The organism is Paraburkholderia caballeronis (assembly GCF_900104845.1).
Taxonomy (GTDB): domain Bacteria; phylum Pseudomonadota; class Gammaproteobacteria; order Burkholderiales; family Burkholderiaceae; genus Paraburkholderia; species Paraburkholderia caballeronis.
In genome coordinates, this window is record NZ_FNSR01000001.1 from 752,494 (window position 1) to 771,240 (window position 18,747).

The following is an 18,747-nucleotide window of genomic DNA, read 5'->3' on the forward strand; positions in this document are numbered from 1 at the left end:
TGGCCGTCCCGCCGTTCCCGATGCCCGCCGCGTGCGTCCCCGCAGTCCGCGCCGCGCGCACGCCGTTCGCAGCGCCGCCGCCGCGGCGCGCGGTTCCGAATCCTAGCCACCGATCCCGTCGATGAAGCCGATCCGATACACCATCGTCCCGAAGCATCCTGCCGCGCATCTGTTCGAAGTGACGCTGACCATCGACGATCCCGCGCCGGACGGCCAGCGTTTCATGCTGCCGGTGTGGATTCCGGGCAGCTACATGGTGCGCGAGTTCGCGCGCAACATCGTGACGCTGCGCGCGTTCAACGACGCGGGCCGCAAGGTGCGCGTGACGAAGACCGACAAACACGCGTGGCAGGCCGCGCCGGTGAAGGGCGCGCTGACGCTGCGCTACGACGTGTACGCGTGGGACCTGTCGGTGCGCGCCGCGCATCTCGACGATACGGTCGGCTTCTTCAACGGCACGAGCGTGTTTCTCGCGGCGCTGGGCCACGAGGAGGCGCAGTGCGTGGTCGAGATTCAGCGGCCGGACGGCCACGCGTACCGGCACTGGCGCGTCGCGACCGCGCTCGCGGAAGCGCGCGGCACGAAGCGCTACGGCTTCGGCGAATACGTCGCGTCGAGCTACGACGAGCTGGTCGATCATCCGGTGACGCTCGGCGAATTCACGCTCGCGAGCTTCAAGGCGCACGGCGTGCCGCACGACATCGTGATCGCGGGCCGGGTGATCGCGCTCGACATCGAGCGGCTCGCGGCCGATCTGAAACGCGTGTGCGAAGCGCAGATCGCGTTGTTCGAGCCGCGCACGAAACGCGCGCCGGTGGAACGCTACGTGTTCATGACGCAGGCGGTCAGCGACGGTTACGGCGGCCTCGAACATCGCGCGTCGACGGCGCTGATCTGCAATCGCACCGACCTGCCGGTGAAGGGGCGAAGCGAGACGACCGAGGGTTATCGCACGTATCTCGGGCTGTGCAGCCACGAATACTTCCACACGTGGAACGTGAAGCGGATCAAGCCGGCCGCGTTCGCGCCGTACGACCTGACGAGCGAGAACTACACGTCGCTGCTGTGGCTGTTCGAAGGCTTCACGTCTTACTACGACGACCTGATGCTGGTGCGCAGCGGCCTGATCTCGCAGGACGAGTATTTCGGCCTCGTCGGCAAGACGATCGGCGGCGTGCTGCGCGGCGCGGGCCGGCTGAAGCAGAGCGTCGCGGAAAGCTCGTTCGACGCGTGGGTCAAGTACTACCGGCAGGACGAGAACGCGGCGAACGCGATCGTCAGCTACTACACGAAGGGCTCGCTGGTCGCGCTGGCATTCGACCTGTCGATCCGCGCGCAGACCGGCGGGCGCAAGTCGCTCGACGACGTGATGCGGCTGTTGTGGCAGCGTTACGGGCGCGACTTCTATCGCGGCAAGCCGGTCGGCGTCGGCGAGGACGAAGTCGACGCGCTGATCGCCGAGGCGACCGGCGTGCAGCTCGGCGCGCTGTTCGACGACGCGGTGCGCGGCACGCGCGACCTGCCGCTCGCGGCGCTGCTCGAACCGTTCGGCGTCGCGCTCGACGGCGAACCGGACAAGGGCGCGCGCCCGTCGCTCGGCGCGCGTCTGCGCGGCGGCGCGGACGCGACGCTCGCGGTGGTCCACGAAGGCGGCGCCGCGCAGAAGGCGGGACTGTCGGCGGGCGACGTGCTGATCGCGCTCGACGGGCTGCGCGTGACCGGCGCGAATCTCGACGCGCTGCTCGCGCGTTACCAGCCGGGCGCGAAGGTCGAGGTGCACGCGTTCCGGCGCGACGAACTGCGCGTCGTGCGCGTGTCGCTTGATGCGCCCGAAGTCGCGCGCTACAGGTTGACGGTCGCGGACAAGCGCACGGCCGCGCGCGCGTTGCGCGACCGTTGGCTCGCAAGCTGATCCGATCGTTGCGCCGGGCGGCGGCCGGGCGGGTCGATGGCCGCCCATTGTCCCACCCGTGCAACGATCCGTCATGGCCGGGCCTCTTTTTCGGCGGTCGGCAAAAAAACACAATGGCTCCCACTCGCGCAGGCCCTGCGCGGCACAAACCCGATGGAGCCATCCATGACCACGATCCTGCAAATCAATTCCGCCGCGCGCTCGCAAGGTGCGCAATCGACACTGCTGGTCGGTGAACTGACCGCGAAGCTGCAACAAGCGAATCCGGGCGCGAAGGTCGTTTCGCGCGACCTGCAAAGCGCACCGCTGCCGCATCTCGACGACGCCGTGCTCGGCGCGTTCTTCACGCCGGCCGAGCAGCGCACGCCGGAACAGCAGGCGATCGCCGCGCGCAGCGAGGCGCTGATTGCCGAACTGCAAGCCGCCGACGTCGTCGTGATCGGCGCGCCGCTGTACAACTTCGGCGTGTCGTCGCAACTGAAGACGTACTTCGACTGGATCGCGCGCGCGGGCATCACGTTCCGCTACGGCGCGCAAGGTCCGGAAGGCCTCGTGACGGGCAAGAAGGTGTTCGTCGTCGCGCCGCGCGGCGGCCTGTACGCCGGCACGCCGAACGACAGCCAGACGCCGTACCTGCGCACGTTCCTCGGTTTCCTCGGCATGACCGACGTGACGTTCATCTATGCGGAAGGCCTGAACATGGGTCCGGAAGCGCAGAGCGCCGGTCTCGCGAACGCGCGCGACGCAATCGCCGCGGTTTAGGCCGCGGCGGCATCGTCGGGAGCGGGGCGACAACGCGCCGTTCCCGATCGCAGCATGAAAAAAGCCACGTCGAACGTGGCTTTTTTCGCTTTACCGGCCGTGCCTTGCGGCGATTACGCGAGCACTTCCGCTTCGTCCGGCAGGCGCCAGTCGATCGGCTGGCGGCCGTGCAGGCGCAGATACTCGTTCGCCTGCGCGAAATGCCCGCAGCCGAGGAAACCGCGGTGCGCGGACAGCGGCGACGGATGCGGCGCTTCGAGCACGCAATGCGGCCGGCCGCCGAGCAGCGCGCGTTTCGCCTGCGCGTGCGCGCCCCACAGCATGAACACCAGATGCTCGTGACGCGTCGCGAGTTCGTGGATCAGCGTGTCCGTGCAGCGTTCCCAGCCGCGTTTCGCGTGGCTCGCCGCGCGATCGCGCTCGACGGTGAGCACGGTGTTCAGCAGCAGCACGCCCTGGCGCGCCCATGCGTCGAGGCAGCCGTGAGCCGGCTGTGCGATGCCGAGGCTCGCGGCGATTTCCTTGAAAATGTTGCGCAGCGACGGCGGCGGACGCACCGACGGCGGCACCGAGAACGCGAGTCCGTGCGCCTGCGGCGTGCCGCGATCCTCGCCGTGATACGGGTCCTGGCCGAGGATCACGACCTTCACGTCGTCCGGCGACGTGAGACGCAGCGCGCGGAACACGTCGGCCGGATAGACGGTTTTGCCGGCCGCGCGCTCGTCATCGACGAAACGGCACAGCGGCGCGTAGCCGTCGCTTTCGACGAACGGACGCAGCAGGTCGCGCCATGCGGACGGCAGCGCGTCGAACTGGGTTTCGAGGCGCGGGAGGGGGGCGGCTGCGGATGTCTGCGCCGACGACGAGGGCGCTGCTGACGCGCTGTCGTCGCCGAACAGCGACGCCTGCGGCGACGGTTCGGTGCGGGAACGTTTGGCGGAAGTCATGGGCGGCAAGTGTCGCAGCAAACGGGCGGCGGTTCAATGGCGGGAGGGCTGCGCGCTGATGTGGCGAGTTTGATGACGGTGCCATGGGCGCGACGGCGCTGGCGGCGCGGTGCATCGGCCGGAGCGGTCGGGTTGCGCGAGTATTCGCCGTTGCGCGAGTGTCGGCGGCGGTCGATACCGCTGCGTCGTGAGCACCGGCAAGGCCGGCGCAGTGGATGACCTGCGAGCGCCGATGTTCCTGTCGGCACCGCTGCATTGTGACCGGCGCCGTCGGGATCGGCTCGTTCGTTCGTAAGCGTCGACGCGGGCGCTGGCTCGGTTGCATTGCGGTTAGGTCACCGCGGTCAGGCTGGTGCGAACGACATCGGATCTTTGCCGCTGGTTGCCGCCGGTTGCCGATGAAGCATCCATGGCATACGCGGTTCGCACGCCCCGCCGCGCCCAATCAACCTTCGCGCAACCGGTATCCGCGCTGCGCCTTGCTGACGTCGTCCGGCGCGAGGCCGGGCAACGCGGCGGTCAGTTCGGCGGCCAGCGTATGCAGCGCCGCTTCGTCGCCGTCCTTCAGTTCGAGCTCGATCTCGCAGATCGGCGTCCGGCGCGTCTCGCCGTTCACGTCCGCGACCACCTCGCCCTGATCCACCGCCGCCTCGACCTGCGCGTTGCCGGTGTCGAGCGTCCACAGCGTGCGCGTGAAGTCGGTGCGAAACAGCGCGATCAGCGAAGGCGCGGCGTCGCGCAGCGCGGCGGCAACCGCCGCCTCGCCGGACTGCTCGCATTCCGCGATCACCCGGTCCGCTTCGAGCGCGGCTCCGGCGACCGGCATTTCCCATTCATGCCGCTCGTGCAGCCCGTTCTGCGACACGCCGACCGTCTTGAACGTCTGCAGCCAGCCGTCCGGCGTGCGGCGCAGCCGCAGCGCGCTTTTCGCGGCCGACAGCGTCAGTCGCGGCGTGTCGAAGTAGACGTTCTCCAGCCGCACGTCGCGGCCCGGCGCGCCCGCGCGCGCCGCGAAGAAACGCAGCGCCGCGTCCACCTGGCCGCGCGGCAGCGCCAGCTTGATTTCGCGCTCGATGCCCATCGTCCGTCTCCGTCGCGCGGTGTCAGAAAAACATCCGTGCAAGCTCCGCGCCCGGCTGCTCCGCGCGCATGAACGCCTCGCCGACGAGGAACGTATGCACGCCGAGCGAGCGCATCCGCTCGACGTCGTCGCGCGACAGGATGCCTGACTCGGTGACGACGATGCGATCGTCCGGCACGTCGTCCAGCATGTCGATCGTCGTTTGCAGCGTCGTTTCGAACGTGCGCAGGTTGCGGTTGTTGATGCCGATCAGCGGCGTCTTCAGCGTCAGCGCGTGCTTCAGTTCTTCGCCGTCGTGCACTTCGACCAGCACCGCGAGGCCGAGCGAATGCGCGAACGCTTCGAGGTCGCGCATGTGGCCCGGATCGAGCGCGGCCGCGATCAGCAGGATCGCGTCGGCGCCCATCGCGCGCGCCTCGACGATCTGGTACGGATCGACGATGAAGTCCTTGCGCAGCACCGGCAGCGCACACGCGGCGCGCGCCTCTTCCAGATACGCGGCGCTGCCCTGGAAGAACTGCACGTCGGTCAGCACCGACAGGCACGCGGCGCCGTGTTTTGCGTACGAGCGTGCGATGTCGGCCGGTACGAAGTGCTCGCGCAGCACGCCCTTCGACGGGCTCGCTTTCTTCACTTCGGCGATCACCGCCGCGTGGCCGTCCAGATGCTTCGCGCGCAGCGCGCCGACGAAGTCGCGCAGATCGCGCGACGACGCTTCGAGCCGCAGTTCTTCGAGCGGCGCGCTCTGTTGCGCGGCGCGCACTTCTTCGTGCTTGACCGCGATGATCCTGTCGAGAATGTTGCTCATGTCTGTTTCGTGAATCTGGATGCGTGGAACCGCTCAACGCCTGAACTGCTGCGTGAAGCGTATCAGTTCGTCGACTTTCTCGCGCGCGCGGCCGCTCTCGATCGCTTCGCGCGCGAGCGCGATGCCGTCCGCGACCGACGCGGCCACGTTCGCGGTGTAGAGCGCGGTGCCGGCGTTCAGCACGACGATCTCGCGCGCGACGCCCGGCTTGTTGTTCAGCGCGCCGAGCAGCATCGCCTTCGATTCTTCGGCGTTCTCGACCTTCAGCGTGCGGTTCGACACCATCTGCAAACCGAAGTCTTCCGGGTGCAGTTCGTATTCGCGGATCTCGCCGTCGCGCAGTTCGCCGACCAGCGTGCCCGCGCCGAGCGACACCTCGTCCATCCCGTCCTTGCCGTACACGACGAGCACGTGTTTCGCGCCGAGCCGCTGCATCACGCGCACCTGGATGCCGACGAGGTCCGGGTGGAACACGCCCATCAACTGGTTCGGCGCGCCGGCCGGGTTCGTCAGCGGGCCGAGGATGTTGAAGATCGTCCGCACGCCGAGTTCGCGGCGCACCGGCGCGATGTTCTTCATCGCCGGATGATGGTTCGGCGCGTACATGAAGCCCATCCCGGTTTCGGCGATCGACGCGGCCACCTGATCCGGCTGCAGGTCGATGTTCACGCCGAGCGCCTCCAGCACGTCCGCGCTGCCCGACTTGCTCGACACGCTGCGGTTGCCGTGCTTCGCGACGCGCGCGCCGGCCGCCGCGGACACGAACATCGTCGCGGTCGAGATGTTGAACGTGTGCGAGCCGTCGCCGCCGGTGCCGACGATGTCGATGAAGTTCGAGTTGTCCGGCACGATCACGTGATTCGCGAACTCGCGCATGACGGTCGCGGCGGCGGTGATCTCGCCGATCGTTTCCTTCTTCACGCGCAGGCCCGTGATGATCGCCGCCGACAGCACGGGCGAAAGTTCGCCGCGCATGATGAGGCGCATCAGGTGCAGCATCTCGTCGTGGAAGATCTCGCGGTGCTCGATCGTGCGTTGCAGCGCTTCCTGTGGGGTGATCATCGCGTTGGCCTCCGTGCTCATGCGGGGCGCGGCGAGCCCGCGCGCTTCGTCTGCTTCAGGAAGTTTTCGAGCAGCGCGTGGCCGTGCTCGGACAGGATCGACTCCGGATGGAACTGCACGCCTTCGACCGCGAGTTCGCGATGGCGCACGCCCATGATCTCGCCGTCGTCGGTCCACGCGGACACTTCGAGGCAGTCGGGCAGCGTGTCGCGCTCGATCGCGAGCGAATGGTAGCGCGTCACGTCGAAGTGCTTCGGCAGGTCCGCGAACACGCCGCGGCAGTCGGTTTCGATCTGGCTCACCTTGCCGTGCATGATCGTCTGCGCGCGCACGACGCGGCCGCCGAACGCCTCGCCGATCGCCTGATGGCCGAGGCACACGCCGAGAATCGGAATCTGGCCGGAGAATTCGCGCAGCACCGCGAGCGTGATGCCCGCGTGCTGCGGGTTGCTCGGCCCCGGCGACAGGCAGATGCGCTCGGGGTTCAGCTTCGCGATGTCGTCCAGTGTGATTTCGTCGTTGCGGTACGTGTGGACGTCTTCGCCGAGTTCGCCGAAATACTGGACGATGTTGTAGGTAAAGGAGTCGTAGTTGTCGATCATCAGAAGCATGGCTTGCCCCAACTGGATGATTTTATTGAGCTTTCCGCGGTTGTCGGGCGGAAAAAGTCTGGATTTCGGCCGTCGTTTCGTCTCAAGCCTCAGCGGCGAAGCGAACGACGGCGAGCCCGTGCGGGCGCAATGGAAGATATTGGCTGGCTTAACGCCAACCAAAGAAAAGCAGGACGGAGGGGAAGCGGGAGCGGTTACGCATGACGGAGATGATTCTACCAAGGAATCGGGCGCTGTATCTTTTCTGTCATGTCCAGCCGGACCATCGCGCGGGATTGACGGTTGCCTGGGTTATGCGCTGGTTGTGCGGGGTGGTCGTGGGTCCGGTCCTGGCGGCGCCGGGGTCGACGCGTTCATCGAGCACGGGTGGCACTTTTACAACAAGAGCCGGCGGCGCGTTGCTCATCATGATCGACTTCCGGCCAGGGGCCGTTTAGCCCGGCCGGGGTTGGACAATATCGAATGCGATTCACTGCCGGCGTGGTCACGGGCAATAAAACCTCGTTGCGGATTATTCCTGCAATTTCGAAAATGCGCGAAAAAAAACGATATAGAAAACGTTTGCGGAATTGGCCGGTAGCGGATTGCGGGGAGTGGCAGGCGGATACCCGAGGCAGGCTGGCGTGCAACGCCCGCCGCGCGATCGCGAATGCCTTTTATCCTGTTCGGGCGGTATCGGATCGCGACCGTTGGCTATAACAAAAAGCGGGTCCGCGTCGCGTGTGAAATTCAACAGATTGCCACTCTCCGACAGCATAATTGACGGCGGAATTCAGTGTAAGCTTTGCGATAATGCGCACGCGCGCCCAATAAAATCGCCGGTGGCGGCGCCGGCAAGACGGCGTCGAATGGACGGGCGGCGTTCAAGAAAAATCCAGCGTCGGGGAATCATGCCGGTCAGCATCTCCTGGTTCAACACGATTACTTCATTCGCGGTGCGGGTGACGCACGCCATTGCGCATGATTTCGCCCGCGCCCTTGCTTCTTCCGGGGCCGTCGTCGCGGCCGTGCGCATTCGCAGCGATCATCCGCTGCACGGTTTTCTGATGGAGTGTTGCCCGTAGGCCGCTCGCGGATCGTGTCCGCGTGAACAGAGGACGCGGACCACGTCCCGACAAATACAGATAATGCACATAGACCAGCCCGGCGCCCGAAGCGCGTGGCGGCCAGTAATTCAAATACAAATCGTATCGGGGAGTTGTCGGGGATGAATCACGTTTATCGCGTCGTGTGGAACGCGGGTCTGGGCATGTTCCAGGCGGTTTCGGAATTGGCTCGCACGCAGGGCAAGCGGTCGGGAGCGGATAGCCGTATCAGCGATTCCATCCGTGGGCATGCGGACTTGAGCACGCCGCCGAAGGCTCTGACGCTGGCTTTGGCTGCGGCCCTGTCCATGACGGCGCAGGGGGCGATGGCGGACCCGGGTTTCGCCGTCAACGGCGGTGCCGATAATACTGATTACACTTGGGACAACAGCACGGCGCTTCCCAGCCTGACAGTCACGGGAGTTGTTGCTGGCGCCAGCGGAACCGCCGGAACCGCCGGCATCGTCGGTCATAGCGGCAGTCACCTTGGCACGCTGACCAACAGCGGAACGATCACCGGCAGTAGTCCCGGTATCAATAACGGCGGCACGATCGACGTGCTGACGAACAATGCGGGCGGCGCGATCAGCGGTAGCCAGACGGGTGTCGCGAACTGGTCAGGCATGATCGGCACGCTCACGAACAGCGGCACGATCCAGGGCAATTCGAACGGAGTGGTGGACCTGAACGGTTCGATCGGCACGCTGACCAACAGCGGGTTGATCCATGGCGGCGTGAACGGCATCGCGGAAGGCGGCAGCATCGCGTTGCTGAGCAACAGCGGCACGATCAGCGGCGGCACGATCGGCGTCAACAACGCCTATCAGGTATTTGCGCCGATCGACACGCTCGACAACAGCGGCACGATCAGCGGTGGCCGGACCGGGATCTACAACGGCAACGGCGATCTGATCGGCACGCTGACCAGCAGCGGTCTGCTGACCGGCGCGAGTTACGCGCTGTACAACGTGAACGGCGGCGTGTTCGGCGCGATCACCAACAGCGGCACCATTGCCGGCAATCTCGGCATCATGAACGTCGGCACGATCGGGGCACTGACCAACGATGCGGGCGGCACGATCAGCGGCAGCAGCATGGGCATCCTGAATGCCGGCACGATCGGGGCGCTGACGAACAATGCGGGCGGCACGATCAGCGGCGGCAGCAGCAGCCTCTACGACAGCGGCACGATCGGCACGCTGACCAATAGCGGTCTCATGACCAGTATGATCTACGGGTTGGACACCGCGGCCGTCGGCACGATCGGCACGCTGATCAACAACGGGACCATCAGCGGCTTCTATGAAGCCGTCGTGAACCGCGGCACGATCGGCGTGCTGACGAACAGCGGCACGATCACCGCCAGCGGATCGGGGATTGCCAACAGGACGAACGCAGTGATCGGCACGCTGACGAACAGCGGCACGATCGGCGGCAGCACCGGCATCTACAACGCTGAGTCCGCCACGATTGGCGCGCTGACCAACGCGAATGGCGGCGTGCTCGGCGCGATTGATAACAGCGGCATCATCGGCGGCACAGCCGTCGACGAGGCGATCGGCAACAACGGATCGATCACGCTGCTGTCGAACTACGGGTCCATCTCGGCGCTGCGGCGCAGCGTGGACAACGAGGCGTCCATCGGCACCATCGTCAACAACGCCGGCGGCACGATCTACGCCAGCAGCGATCGAGGCCAGGCCGTCGCCAACAACGGGACGATCGACAGCGTTCAGAACGCCGGCTCGCTCGTGGTGGACAGCTCGACCGGGAACACCGATGGCGCTGGAGAAACCGCGCTGGCGCCGAACCCGATGGGGATCGCGAACTATCAGACGATCGGCTCCATCGGAAACAGCGGCACGATTACCGTTACCGCCAGTGCGTCCGCCACGGGCATCTACAACCAGGGGACGATCGGGACGCTCACCAACACCGGCTACATCGAGGCGGACGGCAGTGGCGCGGCAGGCATCGACAACAGCGGCGGGACCCTTTCCGCGGTCGTCAACAATGGCTCGATCGTGGGTGTCGGCGCGGGGGCGAACGGCGTATTCAACACGGGCACGATCGCGTCGTTGACGAACAGTCTGTTCATCGGCGCGAGCGGTTCGAACTCGCGGGGCGTCTACGTCGGCACGGCGGGCAGCATTGGCTCGTTCGACAACAGCGGAACCGTCACCGCGGGGCAGTTCGGGGTCTATACCCGGGGCGCGATCGGTTCGCTCGGGAACACCGGCTCCATCAGCGGCGGCAGCACGGGCATCTACAACACCGGCGCGATCGGCACGCTGAGCAACAGCGGCACCATCACCGGCAATACCGGCATCGTGAACAGCGGCACGATTGCCGCGCTGACCAACGATGACGGCGGCCTGATCGGCGTCGGCTCGACGATCGGAAGCGGCATCGGCAACACCGGCTCGATCGGCGCGCTGACCAACAACGCGGGCGGTGCGATCAGCGGTGGCTGGACGGGGGTTGGGAACTGGTCGGGCACGATCGGCACGCTGACTAACAGCGGCACGATCCAGGGCAATTCGAACGGGGTAGTGGACCTGAACGGCACGATCGGCACGCTGACCAACAGCGGGTTGATCAGCGGCGGCGCGAACGGCGTCGCGGAAGGCGGCAGCATTACGTTGCTCAGCAACAGCGGCACGATCACCGGCGGCACGATCGGCGTCAACAACGCCTATCAGGTATTTGCGCCGATCGACACGCTCGACAACAGCGGCACGATCAGCGGCGGCCGGACCGGGATCTACAACGGCAACGGCGATCTGATCGGTACGCTGACCAACAGCGGTCTGCTGACCGGCGCGAGTTACGCGCTGTACAACGCGAACGGCGGCGTACTCGGCACGATCACCAACAGCGGTACGATCAGCGGCTACACCGGCATCGTGAACGCCGGGACCATCGCCGCGCTGACGAACGCGGATGGCGGGGTGATCGGCGACGGCGCGAATCCGGGCAACGGCATCGGCAACACCGGCTCGATCGGCGCGCTGACCAACAACGCGGGCGGTGCGATCAGCGGTGGCTGGACGGGGGTTGGGAACTGGTCGGGCACGATCGGCACGCTGACTAACAGCGGCACGATCCAGGGCAATTCGAACGGGGTAGTGGACCTGAACGGCACGATCGGCACGCTGACCAACAGCGGGTTGATCAGCGGCGGCGCGAACGGCGTCGCGGAAGGCGGCAGCATTACGTTGCTCAGCAACAGCGGCACGATCACCGGCGGCACGATCGGCGTCAACAACGCCTATCAGGTATTTGCGCCGATCGACACGCTCGACAACAGCGGCACGATCAGCGGCGGCCGGACCGGGATCTACAACGGCAACGGCGATCTGATCGGTACGCTGACCAACAGCGGTCTGCTGACCGGCGCGAGTTACGCGCTGTACAACGCGAACGGCGGCGTGCTCGGCACGATCGCCAACAGCGGCACGATCAGCGGCTACACCGGCATCGTGAACGCCGGGACCATCGCCGCGCTGACGAACGCGGCTGGCGGGGTGATCGGCGACGGCACGAATCCGGGCAACGGCATCAGCAACACCGGCACGATCGGCGCGCTGTCCAACAATGCGGGCGGCACGATCGCAGGGCAACAGACGGGCATTGGGAACTGGGGCGGCACGATCGGCGCGCTCGCGAACAGCGGCGTGATCCTCGGCACCATAAACGGGGTGGCCGACCTGAACGGCACGATCGGCACGCTGAACAACAGCGGGGCGATCGTCGGCGGCGTGAACGGCATCGCGGAAGGCGGCAGCATTGCGCTGCTGACGAACAGCGGCCTGATCGGCGGCGTCACGGCCGGCATCTATAACGGCTATCAGGCGTACGGCCCGATCGGCACGCTCGACAACAGCGGCACGATCATCGGCGGCCGGACCGGGATCTACAACGGCGACGGCGATTCGATCGGCACGCTGACCAACAGCGGTCTGCTGACCGGTTCGAGCTATGCGTTGTACAACGCGGCTTCCGGGGTGCTCGGCACGGTCACCAACAGCGGGACCATCGCCGGCAACATCACGAATCTTTCCAGCAGCGACCTGAACATCAACGGCGGCAGCGGGTCGGTCTTCGGCACCCTGACCGGTGTCAACGGCGCGATCGGCACCATCGCGAATGCTTCGTCCAACGTGGTGTTCGGCTCGGGCAACCTGCTGCTGAACGATGCGATCAACGTGGGCAGCAATACGGTGAACAACGTCGGCGCGACGCTGCAGGTCAACGCACCGATGACGATCACGGGCAACTATAGCCAGGGCGCGGGGGCGACGTTGCTGTCGGGCGTGACTTCGGCGTCGAACTACGGCGAGCTGATGGTGACCGGCAATACCACGATCGCATCGGGTTCGTCGGTCGGGCTGAAGAGCCAGGGTTATGCGTTCACGGACGGTCAGCGTTATCTCGTCGTGGATACGGCCGGCGCAGCCAGCTACAACGAGGCGACGCTGAACTATTCGGCGAACGGTTATGGCGGCACGATCGTCGGTCAACAGGTGACGGTCGGGGGCCACACGGCTCTCGAACTGTGCCTTGAGACCTGTTCTCCGACGCCGACGCCGACGCCGACGCCGACGCCGACGCCGACGCCAACGCCAACGCCAACGCCAACGCCGACGCCGACGCCGACGCCGACGCCGACGCCAACGCCGACGCCGACGCCGACGCCAACGCCAACGCCAACGCCAACGCCAACGCCAACGCCAACGCCAACGCCGACGCCAACGCCAACGCCGACGCCGACGCCAACGCCAACGCCAACGCCAACGCCAACGCCAACGCCAACGCCAACGCCGACGCCAACACCAGCACCGGCGCGCGCTCCAGCTACGGCGCCGAACGCGATCGCGTCGCTGACGGGTGTGCTGAGCTACACCGGGTTCAACTCGAACCTGATGAACCTGCAGAACGCGGTGCTCGCGGTGAATGCATTCGGCTCGACGGCCCAGGCCAACCATGTGGGCGCGCAGCTCGCGCCGTCACATTCGGCGGCGGGCTCGCAGGCCGCCGCCGCGCCGACCTTCGAGGTGCTGACGGTCGTGGCCGCGCACTCGGACAGTCTGCGGCTCGCGCAGGCGGACGGTTCGGCGGCGTCGGGGATCGCGACGGGCGAGGCAGCGCCGCAGTGGGGCGTCTGGGGCCAGGCGTTCGGCGGCCATGCGGGGCAGGGAGCGGTCGCGCAGGTCGACGGCTACAGCGCCAACTACGCCGGCCTGCTGGTCGGTGCGGATCGCGCGTTCGGCGATCGCTGGCGCGCGGGCGGCGTGTTCAGCTACAGCAACTCGCTGGTCGACGGGACCGAGAACAGCGCCGGCGATTCGACGCGCGTGAACGGCTATGGACTGATCGGCTACGCGAGCTATGCGGGGACGCCGTGGTACGTGAACCTGTCCGGCGGCGTGGTGCTGCAGCACTTCGACACGACGCGCCAGATCGCCTTCCCCGGATTCTCCGGCATGGCGAACGGCCAGTTCAGCGGCCAGCAGTATGTCGCGAGCGCCGAAGGCGGCTGGCCGCTGGCGCTCGGGCAGTTCACGCTGACGCCGCTGGCGAGCCTCACGTATAGCTACCAGCATCAGAACAGCTATGCGGAAACCGGCGGCAACGGCGCGGCGCTGTCGGTGGACGGCACGCACAGCACGTCGGTGAAGAGCGCCCTCGGCATGAAGCTGGAGCGCGGCTTCGAGACCTCGTATGGCGTGATCGTGCCCGACCTGCAACTGAAGTGGATCCACGAGTACGACCACGCGAAGCAGGTCACTTCGGCGAGCTTCGTTGCCGATCCGACCGGTCAGACGGCGTTTACCACGGTGGGATCCGCGCCGGTGGCGGATCTGGCCAGCGTATCGCTCGGCGTGACGGTGCTGAAGGCAAACAACCTGACCGTGACGGCCCGCTACGAGCTGCAGGCAGCGCCGCGCTTCGTGTCGCAGACGGGCAGCTTGCGTCTGCGCCAGTTGTTCTGATCGGGAGCGTGCGGAAAGGGCGACGGGCGCGCTGCGTGCGCCCGTCGTTTCCAGATTGAATCGGATCGCCGGCCGAGGCGGTCCGGTTGTGAAATGCCGGTGATCGCGCGGCGCATCCGGGAACGGCCCGATCCGGTATTCTGCGAAACTCCCATTCCGTTTTCTGAGTCAGGTAGTTCCGAACGTCCATGTCGAGTTCCGTCGTACCCAATCCGATGAGCATCGCCGACGCGATGAGCCGCGCGCACGCGCACTGGAACGCAGGCCAGGCGAACGAGGCGGAGATCTATTGCCAGCGCGTGCTGGCCGCGTGGCCGGGGCAGGCCGACGCGCTGCATCTGCTGGGCCTGATGGCTCACGCGTACGGCAATCTGGACCTGGCGATCGACCATCTGCGCCAGGCGTGCATGGCGCCGCGTGCGCCGGCCATCTATTCGAGCAATCTCGCGGAGATGTATCGCCGCAAGGGCATGCTCGCAGAAGGCGAGGAAGCCGCGCGGCGCGCGGTCGCGATGGATCCGGCGCTGGTCGAGGGCTGGAACAACCTGGGCATCCTGCTGCAGGAAGCCGGCAAGCTGGAGCAAAGCCGGGACTGCCTGGAGCGCGTGGTCGCGCTGACGCCGAACGTGCCGCAGGCACATAACAATCTCGCCAACACGTACCGGCGTCTCGCGAGGCTGGATCTGGCCGGGCCGCATTATCGCGAGGCGCTGAAGCTCGATCCGGACTATGCAGAGGCGCACAGCAATCTCGCGTTCCTGCTGACCGCGCAGGGCCAGTATGAGCAGGCGGCCGCAGAGGCGCGTGTCGCCATCGAACTGAGTCCTCAGCTCGTCGATGCCTACCTGAACCTCGCGGATGCGGAGATCACGCGCCGGCGTCACGGCGCGGCGCTGCAGGCGCTGGACGCGTTGCAGTCGTTCGCGCCGCAGCATCCCGCTGGCCTGATGGCGCGCGCGCAGGCGCTGAAGCAACTGGAGCGCATGGACCGCGCGCTCGAATGCGCGCGGCAGGCGGTCGCGCTCGCGCCGCGCAGCGCCGACGCGCATCACACGCTCGCGCAGGTGCTGCAGGCGCTGGGTGAAACCGGTGAGGCGCTCGCGGAATTCGAACAGGCGGCCGCGTTGCCCGGCGCGGTTGCCGAAGAGGCGCTGATCGGGCGTGCGACGCTGCTGATGGAAGCCGGTCGGAAGGCCGAAGCGACGGCGGCGTTCGATGCGGCGCTGGCGCGTTTTCCCGGCTCGGCGCGCGTGTTGTCCAGCCGCGCCGATGCGAAGACGTTCGCTCCCGGCGACCCGGATGTGGGCGCGCTCGAAGCGCTGCTTGCCGACGGCGAGCGCCGGCCGTTGCCGGACCGCATGTCGGCGCATTTCTCGCTGGGCAAGGCGTATCTCGACATCGGCGATGCCGCGCGCGCGTTTTCGCATCTGGATCAGGCCAATCGTCTGAAGCGCAGCACGTTCAGCTACGATTCCGCGGCGACCGGGCAGTGGATGCAGCGCATCGCCGACGTCGTCACGCCTGCACTGCTCGAACGGCTGAAGGGCGCGGGCGTGCAGTCGGATCTGCCGGTGTTCATCGTCGGCATGCCGCGCTCGGGCACCACGCTGGCCGAACAGATCCTGTCGTCGCATTCCGCGGTGACGGGCGCGGGCGAACTGTCGACGCTGCGCGTGATCGTCGAGGAGCACGGCGGCTTCCCGGACGCGATGGGCGCGCTCACCGCCGACGAGGCGGCGAGGATGGGCCGCGCGTATCTCGACCGGATCACCCCGCTGGCGCGGGGAAGCGCGCGGCTGATCGACAAGATGCCGGGCAACTTCCTGTACGCCGGGCTGATCCCGCTGATCCTGCCGGGCGCCCGCATCATCCATTGCCGCCGGGACGCGGTGGACACGTGCCTGTCCTGCTACACGAAGCAGTTCGCCGGCGACCAGTCGTTCGCGTACGACCAGACCGAACTGGGCGAGTTTTACCGCTACTACGAGCGGTTGATGTCGCATTGGGCCGCCGTGCTGCCGGCCGGCCGCTACCTCGAACTCGACTACGAAAGCGTGGTGGACGACCTGGAGGGCGAGGCGCGCCGGCTGATCGGCTTTCTCGGCTTGCAGTGGGAGGATGCGTGCCTGCGTTTCCACGACAACCAGCGGGTGGTGCGCACGGCGAGCGTCAACCAGGTGCGGCGGCCGATCTACAGCACGTCGAAGGGGCGCTGGCAGCGGTATGCGAGTCACCTTGAGCCGTTGCTCGCGGCGCTCGGGGTCGACGCGTGACGAATGCGCTCGCGGAGATTGAGCAGCGCGGGCGTGCGCTGCTCGCAGCAGGACGACTGGAGGATGCCGAAGCACTGGTGCGCCCGTACCTCGCATCGGGCAGCGGTCCGCTGGTGCTGTGGCGCGTGCTCGCGGACGCCATCCGCCCGCAGGGCAGGTTCGCCGAGACGCAGGCGATCCAGCAGATGCTGGTCGCGTGCGCGCCGGGGGATCTGACCGCCAGATTCAACCTGGCCGAAACGCTGTTGCTGAGGGGGGATTTCCAGCGCGGCTGGCGCGAGTATCGCTACCGCTACGGGATGGCGCACACGAAGAACCTTGAGCGCAAGGTGCAGCGCCCGCGCTGGAACGGACAGCCCATTCCGGGCAAGACGCTGCTGATCCACGACGAGCAGGGCTACGGCGACACGTTCCAGTTCATGCGCATGGTGTCGTGGGCCAAAGCCAGAAGCGGCGCGCGCGTGATTTTCGAGGTGAACGGCGAGACGCTGCCGCTCGCGCAACGCATCGCCGGCCCGGATGAAGTGATCGCGCGCGGCACGCTGCCGCCCGCGTTCGATGTGCATTGCGAGTTGATGAGCCTGCCGATGATCATGCGTATCGAACTCGCAGACCTGCCCGGACCCGTCCCGTATCTGTCCGCCGATCCGCAGCGCGTCGAGAAATGGCGGCGGCGTCTCGCGGACGTGCCGGGACTGCGGGTGGCGCTCGTCTGGGCCGGCCGGCCGACGCACGTGAACGACGCGAACCGGTCGCTTTCGCTCGCGCAGCTGGCGCCGCTCGCGCAGGCCGGCGTCACGTTCCTGTCGGTCCAGAAGGGACCCGCGTCGGCGCAGGCGGACCGTCCGCCGCCGGGCATGCCGGTCGTCTCGCTGAGCGACGAGATCCAGGACTTCGAGGACACCGCCGCGATCGTCTCCGTTGCCGACCTGCTGATTTCCGTGGATTCGTCGCCGGTGCATCTGGCCGGCGCGCTCGGCCGTCCGGTCTGGGTAATGCTGCCGTTCGTGCCGGACTGGCGCTGGCTGCTCGGGCGCAGCGACACGCCGTGGTATCCGCGCACGCGGCTCTTCCGGCAGCCGTCGCGCGGCGACTGGGGCGGTGTGATGGCCAATATGGCGTCCGAGCTGGTGCGGCTGACGCACGAATAGCGGCGCGGCAAAGTGATGAAACCCGCCGTCAATACCTGGGATCTGTTCGATACGCTGGTTGCCCGCTTTCCGACGTGCACGGCTGGCGAGGCCTGCCGATGAGTCCGGCCTTGCGGTCCACGACCCGGCCGGCATCGAGGCTCGCCCCGGCGAACGTCATGCGCGAGCGGCGCGAACCGGCGCGTTCGTCGTTTGACCGCCAGCGCTGCGTCGCCGTCGTTGCGTGCCTGCTGCTGACGGCCGCATTCGCCGGCTGCGCCTCGCTGGACCGGAGCGCCCATGCTGATGCGCTGGCCGCGCCGGCGGGGTTGCACCGTGAGCAGATCGACACCGGCAATTTCGTGCTGACGACGTTCTCACGCATCACGCGGCCGGACGAACCGCTCGACCTCTATATCGAAGGCGACGGGCTGGCGTGGATTTCGCGCAGCGAGCCGTCGCTGGACCCGACGCCGCGCGACGCGACGGGGCTCGCGCTCGCGGCGGCGGACCCCGCGCCGAACGTCGCATATGTGGCGCGCCCGTGCCAGTTCACGCCGATGGAACAGAATCCGCGCTGCGGCGTGCCGTACTGGACGGGCAGGCGCTTCGCGCCCGATGTGGTGGCGTCGATGAACGACGCGGTGAGCCAGTTTGCCGCGCGCGTGCCGGGGCAGTCCATCAACCTGGTCGGTTATTCGGGCGGCGGCGCGCTGGCGGTGCTGGTCGCGGCGCGCCGCACCGACGTCGCGTCGATCAGGACCGTGGCGGGCAATCTCGATGACGAGTTCGTCAACCGGTTGCATCACGTTTCGCCGATGCCGGAGTCGGCGAATCCCATCGACTTCGCGGACCGGGTCGCATCCATTGCGCAGATGCATTTCAGCGGCGCAGGCGACACGGTCGTGCCGCCGGACGTGGCGCAGCGTTTCGTGGCGGCTGCCGGAAAACGCTGTGCGCAGGCACGCACGGTTGCCGACGTGACCCACGATGGCGACTGGAGCGCGTACTGGCCTCGCTTGCTGACGATCGCACCGCGCTGTTCCGGCGAACCCCATGGACCATGAGCGGCATCGGCCG

General features: G+C 67.2%; 13 protein-coding genes and 1 pseudogene. 9 read left to right on the forward strand and 5 right to left on the reverse strand.

The genetic code is table 11. The annotated features are described in order from the left end of the window. Positions 1-121 precede the first annotated feature (121 nt). Together BLV92_RS03340 and BLV92_RS03345 are read left to right on the forward strand one after the other, a co-directional pair. The gene (locus BLV92_RS03340; protein WP_090542219.1) at positions 122-1,912 is read left to right on the forward strand and encodes a M61 family metallopeptidase; all 1,791 of its coding nucleotides are present in this window, start codon (positions 122-124) and stop codon (positions 1,910-1,912) included. A gap of 165 nt (positions 1,913-2,077) precedes the next feature. Further along, the gene (locus BLV92_RS03345) at positions 2,078-2,674 is read left to right on the forward strand and encodes an FMN-dependent NADH-azoreductase (RefSeq protein ID WP_090542221.1); all 597 of its coding nucleotides are present in this window, start codon (positions 2,078-2,080) and stop codon (positions 2,672-2,674) included. A gap of 113 nt (positions 2,675-2,787) precedes the next feature. Here the strand turns inward: BLV92_RS03345 and BLV92_RS03350 are convergent, their stop codons facing one another. The 5 genes from BLV92_RS03350 to BLV92_RS03370 all read right to left on the reverse strand — a co-directional run bounded on the left by BLV92_RS03350 (position 2,788) and on the right by BLV92_RS03370 (position 7,183). Further along, entirely contained in the window at positions 2,788-3,621 is an 834-nt protein-coding gene (locus BLV92_RS03350; RefSeq protein WP_090542223.1) for a uracil-DNA glycosylase, read from the reverse strand. A 445-nt stretch (positions 3,622-4,066) separates the two neighbouring features. Then, entirely contained in the window at positions 4,067-4,702 is a 636-nt protein-coding gene (locus BLV92_RS03355) for a CYTH domain-containing protein (protein WP_090542224.1), read from the reverse strand. Positions 4,703-4,724: 22 nt separating this feature from the next. Further along, on the reverse strand, positions 4,725-5,510 hold the full coding sequence (gene trpC, locus BLV92_RS03360) for an indole-3-glycerol phosphate synthase TrpC (protein ID WP_090542226.1): 786 nt from the start codon (positions 5,508-5,510) through the stop codon (positions 4,725-4,727). 33 nt (positions 5,511-5,543) lie between these two features. Further along, complete coding sequence (gene trpD / locus BLV92_RS03365; RefSeq protein ID WP_090546798.1) at positions 5,544-6,572, reverse strand: anthranilate phosphoribosyltransferase; 1,029 nt, start codon at positions 6,570-6,572, stop codon at positions 5,544-5,546. A gap of 17 nt (positions 6,573-6,589) precedes the next feature. After that, a complete protein-coding gene (locus tag BLV92_RS03370) occupies positions 6,590-7,183 on the reverse strand; it encodes an aminodeoxychorismate/anthranilate synthase component II (RefSeq protein WP_090542228.1) in 594 nt (197 codons plus the stop codon). Here BLV92_RS03370 and BLV92_RS31370 point away from each other — a divergent pair. The 7 genes and pseudogenes from BLV92_RS31370 (at position 7,164) to BLV92_RS03390 (ending at position 18,734) form a co-directional block, all read left to right on the forward strand. Beyond that, positions 7,164-7,763: a hypothetical protein gene (locus tag BLV92_RS31370; RefSeq protein WP_143040641.1), complete on the forward strand. Its 600-nt coding sequence runs from the start codon at positions 7,164-7,166 to the stop codon at positions 7,761-7,763. The genes BLV92_RS03370 and BLV92_RS31370 overlap by 20 nt on opposite strands. Positions 7,764-8,073: 310 nt before the next feature. Continuing rightward, positions 8,074-8,247: a hypothetical protein gene (locus BLV92_RS31965; RefSeq protein ID WP_166676723.1), complete on the forward strand. Its 174-nt coding sequence runs from the start codon at positions 8,074-8,076 to the stop codon at positions 8,245-8,247. A gap of 143 nt (positions 8,248-8,390) precedes the next feature. After that, positions 8,391-8,495 (forward strand): annotated as a pseudogene (locus BLV92_RS33055) (ESPR domain-containing protein); the annotation flags it as partial. Positions 8,496-8,825: 330 nt separating this feature from the next. Further along, a complete protein-coding gene (locus BLV92_RS03375) occupies positions 8,826-14,264 on the forward strand; it encodes an autotransporter domain-containing protein (protein ID WP_244283740.1) in 5,439 nt (1,812 codons plus the stop codon). Between the two features lie 188 nt (positions 14,265-14,452). Then, positions 14,453-16,537 carry a tetratricopeptide repeat-containing sulfotransferase family protein gene (locus BLV92_RS03380; protein ID WP_090542232.1) on the forward strand — a complete coding sequence of 695 codons (2,085 nt, stop codon included), beginning with the start codon at positions 14,453-14,455 and terminating at the stop codon, positions 16,535-16,537. Further along, on the forward strand, positions 16,534-17,688 hold the full coding sequence (locus tag BLV92_RS03385) for a glycosyltransferase family 9 protein (RefSeq protein WP_090542234.1): 1,155 nt from the start codon (positions 16,534-16,536) through the stop codon (positions 17,686-17,688). The genes BLV92_RS03380 and BLV92_RS03385 overlap by 4 nt, the downstream gene beginning before the upstream one ends. Positions 17,689-17,846: 158 nt before the next feature. Beyond that, positions 17,847-18,734, forward strand: coding sequence for an alpha/beta hydrolase family protein (locus BLV92_RS03390; protein WP_244283811.1), 888 nt, complete (start codon positions 17,847-17,849; stop codon positions 18,732-18,734). Positions 18,735-18,747: the final 13 nt, after the last annotated feature.